Source organism: Hyphomonas pacifica, from assembly GCF_000682675.1.
In the GTDB taxonomy this organism is placed as follows: Bacteria; Pseudomonadota; Alphaproteobacteria; order Caulobacterales; family Hyphomonadaceae; genus Hyphomonas; species Hyphomonas pacifica.
The window spans coordinates 63,250-80,361 of record NZ_AWFA01000012.1; the positions used below are offsets into that span (position 1 = coordinate 63,250).

Sequence of the window (17,112 nt, forward strand, 5' to 3'; positions counted from 1 at the left end):
TATTGTCCAATCCAGGTTAACCCTGTGGTCTTAGACGTTTCGCTATGGTTAACGCGCCGTTCTGCAAGCGGCGCAGATTTGCCTGTAGGTCTTCAAGAGACCTTATAGGCTTCTGATTCATGATGAATGCTGATGAGAGCGCATAATGCGCAGTAGAGGGCATTCAGAATGAAAGTGACTCCGCTTTTAAGTCTCGGACTGTCTGCCGTGCTGGGGATCGGTGCAGTCCTTCTGGGGCGGTATTATATGACCGCTGACAATAATGACGCCGACGCGCAGCCGCAAATGGCTGCCGTCGAGATGGCAAGTGTGCTGGTTGCTGCTTCTGCAATTGAGCCGGGTGAGGAAGTGACGAGTGCGCAGGTGCGTAGCGTCGAGTGGCCAACCAACGCTTTGCCGGAAGGTGTTTTGCGAGGCGCCGCAGATCTGGAAACCGTCCGTTATGCGCGAGGGCTGATCCTGCCGGGTGAGCCGATCATGGCAGCCAAGCTGGATGAGGCGAGCAACCTTCTCACGCTGGCCGCAGCCATAGAGCCGGGCATGCGTGCCGTAGCAATCACGGTACGGAGTGACACGGGCGTTGCCGGGTTTGTGCTACCGGGAGACCGCGTCGACGTGAACGAGTTTATTGAAAAAGAGCCTGGTAATACGGCCACTTATCAGGATGGCGATCAGGTGCGTGTTTCAGGCAAGATGATCGCGCGGCCTGTGCTGCGCAATGTCAAAGTGCTGGCTATAGACCAGACATTTGAGTCCAACATGGAAGGGGCTTTCCCATCCAACACTGTGACGCTGGAAGTCACACCCGAAGGCGCGCTCGCCCTGGGTGCAGCCGGTACGCAGGGCGCTTTGGGCCTGGCGCTGATCGGCCGTGCGGAAGAGGCGGATGTCGTGTCAGTGGTGAAGGCCGAGCCCAGGAAGACCATTGTGCGACGCAGCCCCAGCCGGTCCGTTACGCCGCGTACGACCAATGTTCGCGTCATTAATGGTGACAAGGAAACCCAGGTCGATGCGCCGGTTTCCAAGCCCAAAACCCTGACAGAGGAGGCGAGCTGATGACTGGTCTGATCCGTATCGCTGCCTGTGCAGTATCCTGCGCAAGCCTGAGTTTGCCATCCTTTGCCTGGATAGAACGCACCTCCGCCCCAGAAGCGCAGGTGCTGGTGCTGGAAAAGGGACGCTCTACCGTTATTGAGGCAGATGAGGCGTTTGCCACTTTGGTGGTGGCAGATCCCGAAATTGCTGAAGCCATGGCGACTTCCAACCGTTCTTTCTTTCTGCGCGGCAAGGTGCCGGGGTCTACAACGGTCCTGATTTATAATGGCGATGGCGAGATTTCCGAACTGATCGACGTCGAGGTTGAGCTCAGTCTAGACGAACTTCGTAATGACCTTGGCAATCTTTTGCCCGGTGAAGATATATCCGTATACCCTGTTCATGATGGCGTGTTTCTGGACGGAAAGCTGACCACAGCTGCCGCAGCCGAGATGGCGGTGCAGCTGGCTGAGCGATATGTGCCGGGAGGTGTCGCCAATGGGCTGTCAGTCGGTCAGAGCCAGCAGGTGCTTCTGGAAGTGCGCTTTCTGGAAGCCAGTCGTACAGCGGTGAAGGAAATCGGCTTTGGCAACACAATTGATGCCAGAGATGTCTATTCGTCCACAGATCCGGGGACAATTTCAGGCCTTGCTTCCAAGACGGTCGCGCTGTTCACGAATGTGGGAGGTGAAAACATTGATGTTCAGCTGCGCGCGCTTGAGGAAAAAGGCATAGTTCGTACACTGGCAGAGCCAAATCTGGTGGCGCTTTCCGGAGATACAGCCAGCTTCCTGGCAGGGGGCGAATTCCCTATTCCGGTCGCGAACAATAATGGCGAGATCACCATAGAGTTCAAAAAATTCGGTGTCAGCCTGGACTTTACCCCCACAGTGCTGGGGGACGGGCTGGTGAATTTGCGCGTAAGGCCGGAAGTGTCGCAACTGGACCGGTCTAACGGCATCCGCGCATCCAGCATCGAAATCCCCGGTATTTCTGTGCGCCGTGCCGACACAACGGTCGAGCTGCATGACGGGCAGGCCTTCGCCATCGCAGGATTATTGCAGAATGACTATTCCAATGATGTGCGGCAGACGCCCTGGCTGGGCAATGTGCCCGTGCTGGGCGCGCTGTTTTCTTCAAAGCGCTACCAGCGCAATGAGAGCGAACTGGTGATCATCATTATCCCGCGCATGGTGCAGCCAGCAGCGCATCCGGAACTGCTCTCCAATCCTCTGCAAGCCTTCGCAGAGCCGAGCGATTCCGAATTGTTCCTGCTGAACAAGACAACCATACCGCCGGTCGTGAACTGAGGATCGAGAGATGAAAACCGTATCAAGAGCTTTGGGGCTAATCGCTGTCATCTGCCTGCCTGCCGCCTGCACCACGCAGGAGCAGCAGGAAGGCTATATTTTGGGTCAGGCGACCGCTGACAATATCGCCATACAGGCCGTTCGCGATGTTGTCCTGCCAAATTCAAAGGCCGTTGAAACCACATCCGGTGTTCGCGCCGCGCAAGCGGTAAAGGCGCTGAATGAAGGCAAGACGAAAGAACTTCGCCAGGCCTCGGCCAACGCCACGGGGGGCAGCTGATGTCATCGGCTGCAAGAAAACTGGATGGTGAAGGCAGGTCTGCACCCCTGCGTCAGATACCGGCAATTGCTGCCCTTGCGGGCCCAGCCTGTATGGCGCAGCTGCGCACGGTATGCCGCGATGTGATTGACCTGTCGCAGATGGATCCCGCCAAGGCCGTGCAGGCATATGGCGGTGCGCTCTTGCTGCTGGAACATGGCGTTCCCGGTGTAGAGCAGATCGTGCTGGGCCTCGCGATGGAGAAACCGGACACCGCCGTGCTTATGGTTTCCGATAATCTGCCAGTACATATTGTTCGGGCCCTGATGAAGCTGGGCGCGTCAGATATTCTTCCGGTTTCCGCCCAAGCCTCAGACATTGTCGAGGCGGTCGAGAGACTTAAAGAAAGCGTAGAGGCCGTAGAGCGCGGTGGGGATGAGCGATCCTCTGCCGTCTGCTGGGCTTTTCGCGGCGCGGTCGGGGGCGCAGGCGTTACCACAATGGCGATCGAAAGTGCGTTTGCTATTGCCGAGAAAGTGCGCGGTGCAAAAGTCTGTCTTGTCGATCTGAACCTTGCAGATGGCATGACGAGTTCATTTCTGGAGGCTGTACCGAAACTGGACCTGCCTGCGTTGTCGGCCGCGCCAGAGCGTCTGGATGCGCGCCTGCTTGCCGCGTGGTGCTATCAGCATCCCGATGGCGTGTCCGTTATCACGGCGCCGCGTAACCCAGATGCCGATGAACTTGGAACTGAAGCGGCCATACTGCGCCTGCTGGATGTGGCTTGCGCTGAGTTTCAATATGTCCTGGTAGACATGCCGCGCCACATGATGCCCTGGACCAAGCCGGTTATGGGGGCCGTCGATGAGGCCGTTATAATCAGTGAGCTGACGGTACCCAGCCTTCATGCCGCGGCTGACATGGCGCGAGATGTGGACATTCTGCGCGGTGATGCCGGCAAGGCCAAGCTGGTTCTGAACCGGATGTTTCCGAAAAAGCGCTTCCGTGCGGAGTTTGCAGTCGACAAGGCTGAAAAAGCCATCGACCGGAAGATCGATGCGACGATTACGTCTGACTGGGACGCCGCCCGCACAGCTGTCAATCTGGGCAAACCCATTGCGGATGTGAAGCCTAAGAGCGCCCTGGTCGCCGATGTGGCGAGATTTGTGGATTTCCTGTTGCCTGAGGGCGTGGCGGCAGAGGCGAGCACAATAGGCAAAAGGCGCGCAAAATGAGCCGATTTGGATTCTCTGGCGGAGGTAGCAAACCTCAGGAGCCTGCCTCCCAAACGCTGCAAGTTACACCGGTTGCTTCGCCTAAACCTGTTCAGCCTGTGCCTGTTCCGTCAAATGACACGAAGGGCTTTGACCAGCTGGATGCGAAACTGCGTATCCATGCCAAGCTGATTGATGAACTGGATCTGTCTGCGCTGGACAAGCTGGATGATGAGACCATGCGCCGACGCGTCCGCGCAATTGTGTCAGAGATCATCAAGAAGGAAGACATGGCCATGTCTGCTGCGGAGGAGACCAGCTTTGCCGATGCCGTGATGGACGAGATGACAGGGCTTGGGCCAATCGAACCTCTGCTCAAGGACGATTCCATCGCGGATATCCTGATCAATGGCTGCAATCAGGTATATGTCGAGCGCCATGGCAAGCTGCAGATCGCGCCCGTGCGCTTTGCGGACAATGACCATTTGCTGCGCATTGTGCAGCGGATTGTCTCTGCCGTGGGGCGGCGCGTGGATGAAAGCCAGCCGCTGGTCGATGCGCGTCTTCTGGATGGCAGCCGTGTTAATGCTGCAGTGTCTCCCATCGCTATTGATGGTCCGTTGGTTTCCATTCGGAAGTTCTCGAAATCTCCGCTGACCATGGAAAAACTGGTGGGTTTCGGTGCCATTCCGCAGCCTGTTGCAGACTTCATTCTGGGCGCTGTGAAGTGCCGCGCCTCAACGGTGATATCTGGCGGTACAGGCTCCGGCAAGACGACACTGCTGAATGCGCTATCTTCCGCGATCAGTCCGGATGAGCGTCTTATCACAATTGAAGATGCCGCTGAGCTTCAATTGCAACAGCCCCATGTCGCGCGCATGGAAACCCGTCCGCCGAATATTGAGGGTAAGGGCGAGATTCGCCAGAGGGAACTGGTCAAGAACGCGCTGCGGATGCGTCCTGACCGGGTGATCCTGGGCGAGGTGCGCTCTGAAGAAGCGTTCGACATGCTTCAGGCCATGAATACGGGCCATGAAGGTTCCATGGCCACGATCCACGCCAACAATCCGCGCGACGCGCTGACGCGCCTGGAGCAGATGGTGATGATGGGGGGAATGAAAATTTCTGAAGAGGCCATCCGTGGTCAGATAGCCTCTGCCGTAAACTTCATCGTTCAGGCGACACGCCTGTCGGATGGGTCGCGAAAAGTCGTGTCCATTGCTGAGATTACCGGTATGGAAGGCGCTGTTGTGCAGATGCAGGAGATCTTCCGGTTTGAGCGCACCGGTACCACCGATGACGGCAAGGTGCTCGGCCATTTCGCCGCGACCGGACTTCGCCCGCAATTCCTGGATGAGATGGAACGCCGCGGCGTTCACCTGCCGCCAGGTCTGTTTGATCCTTCAACCCGTTTCTAAGGCCCCACCAACGTGCCCTCACTGCCTGATCTATCAAATATCAGCATGGTTCTGGTGATCCCTGCCGTCATGGCAGCAGGGGCAATTTTTCTTGCGATCCAGTCGGTGGTGGGGCTTGTCACGAATGCACAGACACACCGCATCGTGAACCGAAGGCTTCAATTCAAGGAACGCTTTGAAACCAGCAATGAGGCCATGATTGAGCTGCGCAAGAGTCGGGGCCTGGACAAGGATGGCAATCTGTCCATGCCGGTACGGTGGTTCAATCATCTGGCTGTGAGATCCGGTTTGCCCTTTCAGCCCGTGCGTTGGTTCGGTATGTCTGCTGTTGCAGGCCTCATAGCTGGGTTCGCCTATATGCGGTTTGTGGGCGGATGGCCGATTGCGGTCAGCATAGCCTTGGTCATTTTCATCATGGGACCCATCATCGGGCTTAAGTTTGTGGCGGGCACACGCATGAAAAAGCTTTCCCAGCAATTGCCGGATGCGTTGCAGATTGTCTGCCGAAGCCTTGAGGCAGGCCACCCGGTTGCCACCGCCGTGGCGCTGGTGGCACGCGAAATGCCGGACCCGATCGGCACGGAATTCGGTATGGCAGCGGATGAAGTGTCTTACGGTATGTCGCTGACCAATGCCGTACAGCGGATGGCGATCCGGGCAGGGGATCCCGATGTCGAACTTTTCTCGGCAACGGTGCGTCTGCAGGAACGTACAGGCGGCAATTTGTGTGAACTGTTGAAAGCCAACACCACGACCATCCGTGAACGTCAGACCATGCGCCTTAAAGTGAAGGCGGCTTCTTCAGAAGGACGTGTCTCTGCCATGATCCTGACAGCCGCGCCTTTTATGGTGATGGGGGCGATCCATGTGATGCGTCCGGAATTCTATGGCGAAGTGATCGACGATCCGCTGATCAGGATTGTGTTTCCCTTACTGTTCATCTGGATGGGCATTGGAAATCTGGTCATGCGCAAGATGATCAATTTCAAAATGTAGGGGGGAGACGTAGATGAACTTTTCTCTCACCACACTCATTCCTATCGTGATGCTGGCGCTAGCGGGATTCCTGGCCTTGCCTGCCATCCTGGCTTTCGTGCGCAGTTGGCGTGCCAAGGAAGACCTTGAGAGGCGACTTGAGCGCCGGCATTCCCGCCCAAGGGAAGACTCACCTCGCAATGAGAGCCGTATAGGCCGCGCGGTCATAGGCTTAGCAAATAAGGCGACCCCCCAGAACGAAGAGGCGGTCAGCGCCGTACGCGGCAAGCTGAACAAGGCAGGGTTTACCGGGCCAAATGCCGTGGCACGTTATTACGTAGCCCGTCTTATCTGTCTGGGTGTGCCGCCGGTTATTCTGCTGATTGCGCTGCCATACATGAAACTCTCCAGCATGATGATCCTGATGATCAGCATTGGTCTGGTGATTATCGGCCTGTTGGCGCCGGACTTTTACCTCAACAAAAAGGCAAAGCAGCGCGAACAAATGTGCTCGACCGGGTTTCCGGACATGATGGATCTGATGGTGGCGTGCGTTGAGGCCGGGCTCAGCCTAGATGCCGCCGTGCAGCGGGTTGGGGAAGAGCTGGAAACGCGCCATCCCATCATTGCGGGCTACATGCGCACATTGTCTCTGGAACTAAGGGCGGGCAAAGCACGTAAGAATGCGTGGCGTGCATTTGCGGACCGGATGGCTATTGAGGAGGCTGGATCACTGGCCACAATGCTGCGCCAAGCAGAAGAGATGGGGACAAGCCTGGGGCAAACCTTGCGAATATTTTCGGCCGATATGCGTCAACGCCGCATCCTTCTTGCGGAGGAAAAAGCTATGGCGTTGCCCGCGAAAATGACCCTGCCACTGATTTTCTTTGTGTTTCCTGTACTTCTGGGCGTGTTGACCCTGCCTGCCGTCGTGAAGATACAAGGCATGTTTTAGTGAAATCCTCGCTAGGCGAGTCAGTCTGGCATTGCTAACTATAGCCGCATGAGCATGACATATCTCGACTTCGAAAAGCCCATTGCGGAGCTGGACGCGAAAATTTCCGAACTGGAGGCGCTTGCCGCCAGCAAGGATGGTCCGTCAATCAAGGACGAGCTGACAAAGCTGAAGGCCAAGTCCACCAAACAACTTAAGGACCTTTACAAGGATCTGAGCGCATGGCGCAAAACCCAGGTAGCCCGGCATCCGGATCGTCCGCATTTCTCGGATTTTATTGAGAACATATTCGAGGACTTCGAAGAACTGGCTGGCGACCGCGTCTACGGCAATGACGACGCCATTGTCGGCGGCTTGGCCCGCTTCAAGGGGCGTCCGGTCGTGATCATGGGCCACGAGAAGGGGCGCACCATAGAGAAGCGCCTGAAGCACAATTTCGGCATGGCGCACCCTGAAGGCTATCGCAAGGCCGTGCGTCTGATGGATCTGGCCGAGAAGTTTGATCTGCCCGTGCTCAGCTTCCCGGATACGCAAGGCGCCTATCCCGGCAAGGGCGGTGAAGAGCGTGGACAGGCAGAAGCCATTGCCCGCGGCACCCAGCGCGGCCTGTCGCTGGGAGTTCCGTTCGTCACGCTGATCATTGGCGAAGGCATGTCTGGCGGCGCGATTGGCATCGCAGCGGCCAACAAGGTGTTGATGATGGAGCATGCCATTTATTCCGTGATCTCTCCGGAAGGCTGCGCATCCATCCTGTATCGTGATGCCGGAAAGGCCAAGGATGCTGCTGAAGCGATGAAGATCACCGCGCCAGACCTTCTGAAAACGAAGGTCATCGATGATGTGGTGAAGGAGCCTGTCGGCGGCGCGCATCGCGATCCGAAACGGGCGATGGCGAATGCGGCGAAGGCTCTCGATGCGGCTCTGAAAGAGCTGGAAGGCATGAGCCCGGCTGAGCTGCGCACCCAACGCAAGGAGCGTTTCTACGCCATTGGCCGCGAAGGGCTGTAGTGCCGTAGGCCCGCTGGCCTGACCAAATGCCCGAGAAGGACTGGATCTCCAGCTATTTTGCCCCTCTGGCCCGGTCATCCGGGGCGGCGGGACTCATGGATGATGTTGCGGAAATGACCCCCTCCGGCGACGCGCCTGTGGTCGTGACCGTTGATGCAATGGTGGAGGGCATTCACTTCCGCGCGGATGATCCTTTGGCATCTGTCGCACGGAAGCTGGTCCGAGTGAATGTTTCGGACATCTATTCTGCTGGGGCTTTGCCCACCGAAGCTCTGCTGACGCTCGGCTGGCCGGAGCAGCGACCGGAAGCTGAGCTGGCAGACTTCGCCACAGCCTTCGGGCACGAGCTGGCCGTACATGGTATCCAGTTGTTGGGCGGCGATACGGTGAAGGCACCTGCAGGCCTGTTTCTGTCTCTTACTCTGACGGGTGTTTGCCAGGGGGCGCGGCCAGTGCGCCGAAACGGGGCAAAGCCGGGGCAGGATGTGTGGCTGACAGGCCAGATCGGGGCGGCTTGTCTTGGCTTTGATGCGCTGGGTCGCGGCGATAAAGATGATCGCTGGGTCTATGCCTATCAAGAACCGCGCTTGCCTTATGCCGATATTGCCACTCTTGTGGCGCGCTATGCATCCGCCGCGATGGATGTTTCGGACGGACTGCTGGGGGACGCTGCTCAGATGGCAAAAGCCTCCGGATGCGGGATTGAAATCAATCTCGAAAATATTTCTGTTGCCGGAAATTCCCGTGACCTGTCCGAAATTCTACGGCTCACAACATGGGGAGATGACTATCAGATCCTGTTTTCAGCCGAAAAAAACAAGCGCGATGAAATTCTCTCGTTTGCCTCTGCCTCTGTAATGGACATTGGGGTTGTGGGTGAAATGGCTTCAGATTGCGGCCTGAAGGCCATCTGGAGGGGGGAGGCTGTTAACCTCCCAGAAACCCTCGGCTTTGAGCATGGCTGGTGAGGATCTGGGCTGACTCGCCCTCTAAGCGAGCAATATTGCCTATAAGGAACGGGGCGGGCAGGTTAGATACCTATAATAAGCAGTACATGATCAGGGTATAACCTGGCGTTGAAGTCTGTTTTTTCAGGGAGGAAACCTAACCCATGTGGTATTATCTCGCTCTAGCAGCGGGCGTCTTGTCAGTCCTCTATGGCTGGCTTCAGATCAATTCGATCATGAAGGCCCCGTCGGGTGATGCGCGAATGCGCGAAATCGCCCAAGCAATTCAGGAAGGCGCAAACGCCTATCTCGGCCGTCAATACCGGACCATTGCCATTGTCGGCGTGGTCGTCGTGGTGCTTCTGGCCATCGCATTCCGCAACTGGCATGCGCCCCTCGGCTTTATCATTGGCGCTGTTCTTTCAGGCGCTGCTGGCTTTATCGGCATGAAAGTGTCTGTACAGGCAAACGTGCGCACGACGGAAGCCGCCAAGTCCGGTCTGAATGCCGGTCTCAAAATGGCGTTCAAATCCGGTGCGATCACAGGCATGCTTGTTGTCGGCCTCGCGCTGCTGGGCATCGTGATCTATTACGGTCTGCTGACCAAGGTGGTTGGTCTCGACCTTGCGGTTGAGGGAGAAAAGCGCCAGATCATCGACTCTCTTGTCGCGCTCGGCTTCGGCGCCTCTCTGATCTCGATTTTTGCTCGTCTGGGCGGCGGTATCTTCACCAAGGGTGCGGACGTTGGTGGCGACATGGTCGGCAAGGTCGAAGCAGGTATCCCGGAGGATGATCCACGCAACGCTGCCACGATTGCAGACAATGTGGGCGATAATGTTGGTGACTGTGCTGGCATGGCGGCTGACCTGTTCGAGACCTATGCCGTGACCTTGGTCGCGACCATGGTACTCGGCGCAATCTATTTTGCGGGCTCCAGCTATATCACCGAGATAATGCTGTTGCCGCTGGCGATTGCCGCAGTTTGCATTCTGACATCCATTGTCGGCACGTTCTTTGTGAACCTTGGCGCTGGCAAGACGGATGTCATGGGTGCGTTGTATAAGGGCCTGATCGTGACAGGTGTCTTGTCGATTGGCGGCCTGGCGCTGGCCATTGCGACCGTCATGCCGGCAGGTTTCGGTGTCATGGATGGTGCAGCGGCTGAACTGGGCCTGACCGGAGAAATCACTGGGCTAGACCTGTTCCTCTGCGGTGTGGCCGGTCTGGTCGTTACCGGGCTGATTGTTGTCATCACAGCTTACTATACCGAGACCAAGTATCGTCCGGTGCGCTCCATCGCACAGGCCTCTGAGTCCGGTCACGGCACGAACGTGATTCAGGGTCTGGCAGTGTCGCTTGAGTCAACGGCGCTGCCGGCGCTAGTGATCATTGCGGGCATTATCCTGACCTATAATCTGGCTGGCCTGTTTGGTATCGCCATCGCAACCACGACCATGCTGGCGCTGGCCGGTATCATCGTCGCGCTGGATGCCTTCGGCCCGGTGACGGACAATGCAGGCGGGATTGCGGAGATGGCGGAGCTGCCATCAGAAGTGCGTGACACAACCGATGCGCTGGACGCAGTTGGCAACACGACCAAGGCCGTGACCAAGGGCTATGCCATTGGCTCAGCCGGCCTTGGCGCGCTCGTTCTGTTCGCAGCTTATTCGGAGGATCTCAAATACTTCTCGGCACTCGCCGTGGAGGGGGATTTTTTCTATAATGTCTCCGTCAACTTCTCGATTGCGAACCCCTATGTCGTGGTTGGCCTTCTGTTTGGCGGCCTGTTGCCCTTCCTGTTCGGCGGCATGTCCATGATGGCAGTCGGCCGTGCGGCGCAGGCTGTGGTTGAGGAAGTGCGCCGCCAGTTCCGCGAGATGCCCGGGATCATGAAAGGCGAAGTAAAGCCGGATTATGGCCGCGCCGTGGACCTGCTAACCAAGGCCGCGATCAAGGAAATGATCGTGCCATCGCTGTTGCCGGTGCTGTCGCCTATTGTGCTGTTTGGTGTGATCTTCGTGATCGCAGGCAAAGGGGCCGCTTTGGCCGCCGTCGGTGCAATGCTGCTGGGTGTTATCGTGACGGGCCTGTTCGTGGCCATTTCGATGACCTCCGGTGGGGGCGCCTGGGACAATGCCAAGAAGTACATTGAAGACGGCCATCATGGCGGCAAGGGCTCTGAAGCCCACAAGGCCGCTGTCACGGGCGATACGGTGGGCGATCCTTACAAGGATACCGCAGGTCCGGCCGTGAACCCGATGATCAAGATCACGAACATCGTGGCACTGCTTTTGCTGGCGGTTCTGGCCGGCCTGTAGGGGCCGTTTCCTTTCAGGGAGCCCCCGGTGCATTTGCGCCGGGGGCTTTTTTGTTACCGAAAGTATTGATATAGAAAAATACTATATTTGGTTTGTAAGGTATCAATTAGTCCTATTCTCCTGCTTGGCGTATTGTCGCATAATCGCAGGACAAATCCGGACCATAAATCCTGAACATGTTCGCGGAAGATGTACCCGCCTGGCCGAAAAACTCGACCAGGCCGCACGCAACCAAATCATATTGGGAGAAGACTATGGACGGAAATGACATGACCTCTGACGGAAAGTGTCCGGTTATGCATGGCACACGCGGACGGAGCAATCGTGACTGGTGGCCAAACCAGCTTGACCTAAGCATTCTTCATCAGAACCCTGTGCTGGGCAATCCGCTCGGCGGAGAGTTCAGCTACGCGAGAGAGTTTAAAAAGCTGGACCTTAAGGCGATCAAGCAGGATCTTTATGATCTGATGACGGACTCCCAAGATTGGTGGCCGGCAGACTATGGCCATTATGGCCCATTCTTTATTCGCATGGCTTGGCACAGCGCCGGCACGTACCGCACGGGCGATGGCCGCGGCGGCTCTTCCTCCGGCACACAACGCTTTGCACCTCTGAATAGCTGGCCGGACAATGCCAATCTCGACAAGGCACGGCGTCTGCTGTGGCCGATCAAGAAGAAATATGGAAACAAGATTTCCTGGGCCGACCTGATGATACTGGCCGGGAACTGCGCGATTGAATCTATGGGTGGCACGACCTTCGGATTTGGCGGCGGCCGTGAAGACATTTTCGAGCCCGAGAAAGACATCTACTGGGGCACGGAAATGGAGTGGCTCTCCACAAGCGACAAACCGAACAGCCGCTATAGCGGTGAGCGTGTTCTGGAAAACCCGCTGGCTGCGGTTCAGATGGGTCTCATATATGTGAACCCGGAAGGTCCGGATGGAAAGCCTGATCCAATTGCTTCGGGTAAGGACATTCGTGAAACCTTTGCCCGCATGGCGATGAATGACGAAGAAACTGTCGCGCTGACGGCGGGCGGCCACACATTTGGTAAGTGCCATGGCGCGGGCGATGCTGGTATGGTCGGTGCTGAACCCGAGGGCGCTGACATTGCGGAGCAGGGACTCGGCTGGACAAGCAAGTTTGGCATAGGCAATGGCGATGACACCATAACAAGTGGTCTTGAGGGCGCCTGGACGCCTAATCCGATCAAATGGGATAATGGGTATTTCGACATGTTGTTCGGCTATGAATGGGAACTCGTTAAGAGCCCAGCCGGCGCCTGGCAGTGGCAACCGAAAGACGTGAAAGAAGAGGACATGGCACCGAAAGCGCATGATCTCTCCGGCAAGCAAATCACGATCATGACGACGGCTGACATGGCGATGCGCATGGATCCGGACTATGAGATAATCTCTCGCCGGTTCCATCAGAATCCGGACCAGTTTGCCGATGCCTTCGCACGTGCCTGGTTCAAGCTGACCCACCGTGACATGGGCCCGGTATCCCGTTACCTCGGTGAGGAAGTTCCGAGTGAGGAGCTGATCTGGCAAGACCCGGTTCCGGCTGTGAACCATGAGCTGATTGATGCGGCTGATATTGCCGACCTGAAAGACAAGATCATGTCTTCCGGTCTGACGGTCTCCGAACTGGTGACGACTGCCTGGGCGTCTGCTTCCACATTCCGTGGTTCAGACAAACGCGGCGGTGCAAATGGGGCCCGCATTCGTCTGGCGCCGCAGAAGGACTGGGAAGTGAACCAGCCGATGCAGTTGGAGAAGGTTTTGAAGATGCTGGAAAGCGTTCAGAAGGCCTTCAACTATGCACAGACGGGTGGCAAGAAAGTCTCCTTGGCAGATCTGATCGTGCTCGGTGGCTGCGCGGCTGTCGAGAAGGCCGCGAAGGATGCTGGTCATGCTGTGAACGTGCCGTTCACACCGGGACGGACAGATGCGACGAATGAGCAGACGGATGCAGATTCCTTCGATGTGCTGGAGCCGAAAGCAGATGGCTTCCGTAACTATCTGCAGGTTGAGTATTCTGTGCCTGCTGAGGAGTTACTAGTAGATCGTGCGCAATTGCTGACCCTGTCCGCACCTGAAATGACTGTCCTCGTTGGCGGGCTGCGCGTTCTGGGCGCCAACCATGCTGGTTCCAAATATGGCGTGTTCACGGACCGTCCAGGGAGGCTTACGAATGACTTCTTCGTGAACCTGCTTGATATGGAAATCGCCTGGAAATCGAAGGGTGATTCAAAACATGTCTTTGAGGGGCGTGACCGCAAAACAGATAAAGTGAAGTGGACAGGCACGCGCGTTGATCTCGTTTTCGGGTCAAACTCACAACTTCGCGCTCTGTCGGAAGTATATGCGCAGGAAGATGCCAAGGAAAAATTCGTCCACGATTTTGTGTCTGCATGGACCAAGGTGATGGAGGCAGATCGCTTTGATCTCGCCTGATCTGTCCTTGTGCTGAAATGTGAAGACGGCGCTCCGGGAAACCGGGGCGCCCTTTTTATGACTTTATGAGAGAGGAGGCCATGCGCTGGAACTCTTCCTGCGTCAGCGTCTCGGCACGCGCGGTCGGGTCTATGTCTATGTCCTTCAACCATTCAGCCGCCTTGATGCCGTGCCGTTTCGCGAGCGGCTTCAACGCCGCGCGCAGCATCTTGCGTCTTTGTCCGAAGGCTGCGCCGGCGACTTCTTCCAGCTTGGCCAGATGTGGATAGGCCTCACCTTCTGGTAGGGGATGCAATACAGCTACAGCGCTATCCACTTTTGGCGGTGGGCGGAAAGCGCCCGGTGGCAGGGTGAACGCCATGTGAGGTTTGGTTACGGCATGGGCCAGAACGGCAAGGCGCCCATAATGGTCTGTTCCCGGCGCAGCGCAGACACGCTCGGCCACTTCCTTCTGGAACATCAGCGCCATTTCCCCCCGCCATGGACCGGACTTCAGCCAGTTGATGAGCAACGGCGTTCCAACATTATACGGAAGATTTGCTATAATCATGGCGGGCGTATCCGCGCCCAGATCTGCCAGCATGGCTTCCCACTTCACCTTGCGGGCATCCTTCAGAATTACGTGCAGGCGACCTTCGGCAAATTCTGGCCATGTCTTCAGTGCTTCGGCAAAGCGCTGATCCGCCTCTACAGCGATGACTTTGGCAGCGCCATTATCCAACAGGGCCCGCGTCAAGCCGCCGGGGCCGGGGCCAACTTCGATGACGGTGCGGCCTTCAACCGGCCCAGCCGCCATGGCTGTGCGGCGAAGAATATCCGGATCGAAGAGGAAGTGCTGGCCAAGCGCTTTTCTGGCGGTCGCCTGTGTCAGGCCGGGAGGTGTGTGTCCAGCGGTCATGCCGTTCTCTTGCGATTATCCGTCATCAGACGGGCTTGTTTGATGGCTGCGATCAGGCTGTCAGGTCGCGCATTGCCTTGGGCGGCGGCGTCATAGCCTGTACCGTGATCGGGGCTGGTGCGGACGATAGGCAGGCCCAGCGTGCTGTTCACGCCGCCCCAGAAATCCAGTGTCTTCACAGGGATCAGACCCTGGTCATGTGTCATGGCGATGATGGCATCGAAGCGGCCTGTCAGCGCCTCGGCGAAGACAGTATCAGCAGAGCGGGCATCGCTCATATTGATACCAACTGCGCGCAACTGCTCTGCAGCAGGATTAATAATGTCAATCTCTTCGCGGCCGATCGTGCCACCCTCTCCTGCATGGGGGTTCAAACCGGTGAAGGCAATCTGGGGGTCGAAAATGCCAAAATCCTGCCGCATCGCCGTCGACACGATTTCCCCAAGTGAGACCAGTGCGGGCGTCGTCAGAGCATCACAGGCTTCGCGCAGAGGCGCGTGAATCGTGGCAAGGGCTACCCGCAAGCCGCCACCTGTCAGCAGCATGACGGGCTGTGGGGGTGCCTCAGATTCTGAAGCGCATAGCGCAGCAATGAACTCAGTATGCCCTGGATGCTTGAAACCCGCTCCATACAGGAGGGCTTTATTGATGGGATTGGTGACAATGGCATCGGCCTGCCCGTCAAGACAGAGGGAGACGGCGGTCTCAATGGCAGCGATGATAGCCGGTGCGGTATCTGCATTCGGCTCGCCGAGGGCAGGAATGGGCATATTGGCCAGCGCCAGAACAGGCAGGGCCTTCCGGAATATGTCTGAGGCGTCGTCCGGATGGCTGATGACTTCTACCGCCATATGCGGCGCATAAAGCTCCGGCGCGCCAATGACGAAGAAACTATGTTCAGGTGAATCGCGCAGCTGTTGCCACGCAGCCATGGTGATCTGTGGGCCAACCCCGGCAGGGTCGCCCATGGTCAAGGCAAGAGGTTTCGTCACGGTTTTGCTCACGCCTGCGGTTTTGACCTAAACGCGAGGTGACGCAAGGCCCTAGCGATAGATAATCGTCGCTTCGCGGCGCAGGTCACGCAGTTCACGTTCGGAGATCATGTTGAGTTCCCGGTCTTTCAGGGAGTTCTTCATGTCCTCGCGCGATGGAAGGGCCTCAGCGCCATCTTCACGGCGGCAGACATACATTACGGCAAGCCCGCGGCCCGCAGAGAAGATCTCCGTTGGTTGGCCAACTTCCGTAGCCAGCACTAGCGCTTTGCCTTCAGGGCCCAGTTCATCCACATCAATGTCCTTGAGGTCCGCATAGCGCAGATTGGATTTCGAGTTCGCGGTGCTCTGCACATCGTCGCAGGATTCAATCGTATCCAGGGCAGCTTTCAGGTCAGCTTCCGAGCCGTCTGTGACTTGAAGACGCTTCAGATCAACTTTTGTGGTCAGCTTTGCAGGTTCGCGCTTCGCCATAACATTCAGGATATAAACGCCATCAGCCACAGCAATCGGCTGTAGCAGAGCAGGCGGGGCGGACTCCTGAATGGCGCTTGCCAATTCAGGCTCAAGGTCTTCTGCCGTGATCCAGCCCATGTCACCGCCCGTTGCTGCAGTCGGGGCTGAGGAGATGCGCTGGGCGGCAATGCGGAAGTCCGCGCCCTGGTTAAGCTGTTCGATAATCGTGCCCGCTGCCTGAAGGGCCTGTTCCTTTGTTTCAGGGTCTGGTGCGTAGAGGAAAATTTCTGCGACGCGGTACTGAGTCTTTTTCAGGGAGCTGCGAAGACGTTCCATCTGGTCATCCACCTGATTATCGGAAATACGGATACGGCTGCCATAAAGGCCAGACATCACGCGGCTCCAAGCGATTTCGGCTTTCATCTGGTCTTCAAGGCTAGCCGGATTGACACCAGCTGACAGCAATTGCTGTTTCAGCTGCTCACCGGTCGCGCCGGACTGCCGAGCCATATCGTCCACGGCGCCATTGATGGCTTCGGGTTCAATCTCCATTTCGTACTCAGACGCTTTTTCAAGCTGCAGCCGCTCATCAATCAGCTGTTCCAGGGCTTGGCCGGTGATTTGCTGGATCTGCTCCTGGCTGGGCTGTTGCCCCCCGAAGCTGAGCAGCAGAAGACGCGCGCGTTGGCGAACGTCGGAATAGGAAATCGGCTGGTCGTTAACGATAGCTGCGATACCTTCAAGCGCCAAGCGTTCCTGGCTGCTGGCGTCCTGAGCCGCAGCGGTGCCTGTCAGGGACAGCGCAAAAACCGAGAGAGCGGCAAAGATCTGACGTACCATTTATGGCCTCCGTTGAGTGCCCCAC

14 protein-coding genes are annotated in these 17,112 nt (G+C 57.2%); 11 read left to right on the top strand and 3 right to left on the bottom strand.

The window, feature by feature from the left end; translation table 11 throughout:
* Positions 1 to 168: 168 nt before the first annotated feature.
* From cpaB to katG, 11 genes are all read left to right on the top strand, one after another.
* On the top strand, positions 169 to 1,056 hold the full coding sequence (gene cpaB / locus HY2_RS05175; protein ID WP_034825369.1) for a Flp pilus assembly protein CpaB: 888 nt from the start codon (positions 169 to 171) through the stop codon (positions 1,054 to 1,056).
* A complete protein-coding gene (locus HY2_RS05180) occupies positions 1,056 to 2,345 on the top strand; it encodes a type II and III secretion system protein family protein (protein ID WP_051594746.1) in 1,290 nt (429 codons plus the stop codon). The genes cpaB and HY2_RS05180 overlap by 1 nt, the downstream gene beginning before the upstream one ends.
* Positions 2,346 to 2,355: 10 nt before the next feature.
* Positions 2,356 to 2,625, top strand: coding sequence for a hypothetical protein (locus tag HY2_RS05185; RefSeq protein ID WP_034825371.1), 270 nt, complete (start codon positions 2,356 to 2,358; stop codon positions 2,623 to 2,625).
* On the top strand, positions 2,625 to 3,839 hold the full coding sequence (locus HY2_RS05190; RefSeq protein WP_034825373.1) for a CpaE/TadZ family protein: 1,215 nt from the start codon (positions 2,625 to 2,627) through the stop codon (positions 3,837 to 3,839). The genes HY2_RS05185 and HY2_RS05190 overlap by 1 nt, the downstream gene beginning before the upstream one ends.
* Positions 3,836 to 5,236 (top strand): TadA family conjugal transfer-associated ATPase, encoded by a 1,401-nt coding sequence (locus HY2_RS05195; RefSeq protein WP_034825375.1) that lies wholly within the window; start codon positions 3,836 to 3,838, stop codon positions 5,234 to 5,236. The genes HY2_RS05190 and HY2_RS05195 overlap by 4 nt, the downstream gene beginning before the upstream one ends.
* 12 nt (positions 5,237 to 5,248) lie before the next feature.
* Positions 5,249 to 6,232 carry a type II secretion system F family protein gene (locus tag HY2_RS05200; RefSeq protein ID WP_241762391.1) on the top strand — a complete coding sequence of 328 codons (984 nt, stop codon included), beginning with the start codon at positions 5,249 to 5,251 and terminating at the stop codon, positions 6,230 to 6,232.
* A 13-nt stretch (positions 6,233 to 6,245) separates the two neighbouring features.
* On the top strand, positions 6,246 to 7,166 hold the full coding sequence (locus HY2_RS05205) for a type II secretion system F family protein (RefSeq protein WP_034825377.1): 921 nt from the start codon (positions 6,246 to 6,248) through the stop codon (positions 7,164 to 7,166).
* Between the two features lie 48 nt (positions 7,167 to 7,214).
* A complete protein-coding gene (locus HY2_RS05210) occupies positions 7,215 to 8,174 on the top strand; it encodes an acetyl-CoA carboxylase carboxyltransferase subunit alpha (RefSeq protein ID WP_034825379.1) in 960 nt (319 codons plus the stop codon).
* 26 nt (positions 8,175 to 8,200) lie between these two features.
* Entirely contained in the window at positions 8,201 to 9,142 is a 942-nt protein-coding gene (gene thiL, locus HY2_RS05215; RefSeq protein ID WP_051594747.1) for a thiamine-phosphate kinase, read from the top strand.
* A gap of 143 nt (positions 9,143 to 9,285) precedes the next feature.
* Positions 9,286 to 11,439 (top strand): sodium-translocating pyrophosphatase, encoded by a 2,154-nt coding sequence (locus HY2_RS05220; RefSeq protein ID WP_034825381.1) that lies wholly within the window; start codon positions 9,286 to 9,288, stop codon positions 11,437 to 11,439.
* Positions 11,440 to 11,708: 269 nt separating this feature from the next.
* Positions 11,709 to 13,901 carry a catalase/peroxidase HPI gene (katG, locus tag HY2_RS05225; protein ID WP_034825581.1) on the top strand — a complete coding sequence of 731 codons (2,193 nt, stop codon included), beginning with the start codon at positions 11,709 to 11,711 and terminating at the stop codon, positions 13,899 to 13,901.
* A 55-nt stretch (positions 13,902 to 13,956) separates the two neighbouring features.
* Here the strand turns inward: katG and rsmA are convergent, their stop codons facing one another.
* From rsmA to HY2_RS05240, 3 genes are read right to left on the bottom strand one after another with little or no spacing between them, the layout of a single operon-like run.
* Entirely contained in the window at positions 13,957 to 14,799 is an 843-nt protein-coding gene (gene rsmA, locus HY2_RS05230) for a 16S rRNA (adenine(1518)-N(6)/adenine(1519)-N(6))-dimethyltransferase RsmA (protein ID WP_051594748.1), read from the bottom strand.
* Complete coding sequence (gene pdxA / locus HY2_RS05235; protein ID WP_081814939.1) at positions 14,796 to 15,803, bottom strand: 4-hydroxythreonine-4-phosphate dehydrogenase PdxA; 1,008 nt, start codon at positions 15,801 to 15,803, stop codon at positions 14,796 to 14,798. The genes rsmA and pdxA overlap by 4 nt, the downstream gene beginning before the upstream one ends.
* A 39-nt stretch (positions 15,804 to 15,842) precedes the next feature.
* Entirely contained in the window at positions 15,843 to 17,087 is a 1,245-nt protein-coding gene (locus tag HY2_RS05240; protein WP_034825383.1) for a peptidylprolyl isomerase, read from the bottom strand.
* Positions 17,088 to 17,112: the final 25 nt, after the last annotated feature.

What these genes read in the sequence shown, in the direction of transcription:
- HY2_RS05185 (WP_034825371.1), top strand. Translation starts at nt 2,356, where the DNA reads ATGAAAACCGTATCAAGAGCTTTGGGGCTAATCGCTGTCATCTGCCTG.
- HY2_RS05190 (WP_034825373.1), top strand. Translation starts at nt 2,625, where the DNA reads ATGTCATCGGCTGCAAGAAAACTGGATGGTGAAGGCAGGTCTGCACCC.
- katG (WP_034825581.1), top strand. Translation starts at nt 11,709, where the DNA reads ATGACCTCTGACGGAAAGTGTCCGGTTATGCATGGCACACGCGGACGG.
- rsmA (WP_051594748.1), bottom strand. Translation starts at nt 14,799, where the DNA reads ATGACCGCTGGACACACACCTCCCGGCCTGACACAGGCGACCGCCAGA.
- cpaB (WP_034825369.1), top strand. Translation starts at nt 169, where the DNA reads ATGAAAGTGACTCCGCTTTTAAGTCTCGGACTGTCTGCCGTGCTGGGG.
- HY2_RS05220 (WP_034825381.1), top strand. Translation starts at nt 9,286, where the DNA reads ATGTGGTATTATCTCGCTCTAGCAGCGGGCGTCTTGTCAGTCCTCTAT.
- HY2_RS05205 (WP_034825377.1), top strand. Translation starts at nt 6,246, where the DNA reads ATGAACTTTTCTCTCACCACACTCATTCCTATCGTGATGCTGGCGCTA.
- HY2_RS05180 (WP_051594746.1), top strand. Translation starts at nt 1,056, where the DNA reads ATGACTGGTCTGATCCGTATCGCTGCCTGTGCAGTATCCTGCGCAAGC.
- thiL (WP_051594747.1), top strand. Translation starts at nt 8,201, where the DNA reads ATGCCCGAGAAGGACTGGATCTCCAGCTATTTTGCCCCTCTGGCCCGG.
- HY2_RS05240 (WP_034825383.1), bottom strand. Translation starts at nt 17,087, where the DNA reads ATGGTACGTCAGATCTTTGCCGCTCTCTCGGTTTTTGCGCTGTCCCTG.
- HY2_RS05210 (WP_034825379.1), top strand. Translation starts at nt 7,215, where the DNA reads ATGAGCATGACATATCTCGACTTCGAAAAGCCCATTGCGGAGCTGGAC.
- HY2_RS05195 (WP_034825375.1), top strand. Translation starts at nt 3,836, where the DNA reads ATGAGCCGATTTGGATTCTCTGGCGGAGGTAGCAAACCTCAGGAGCCT.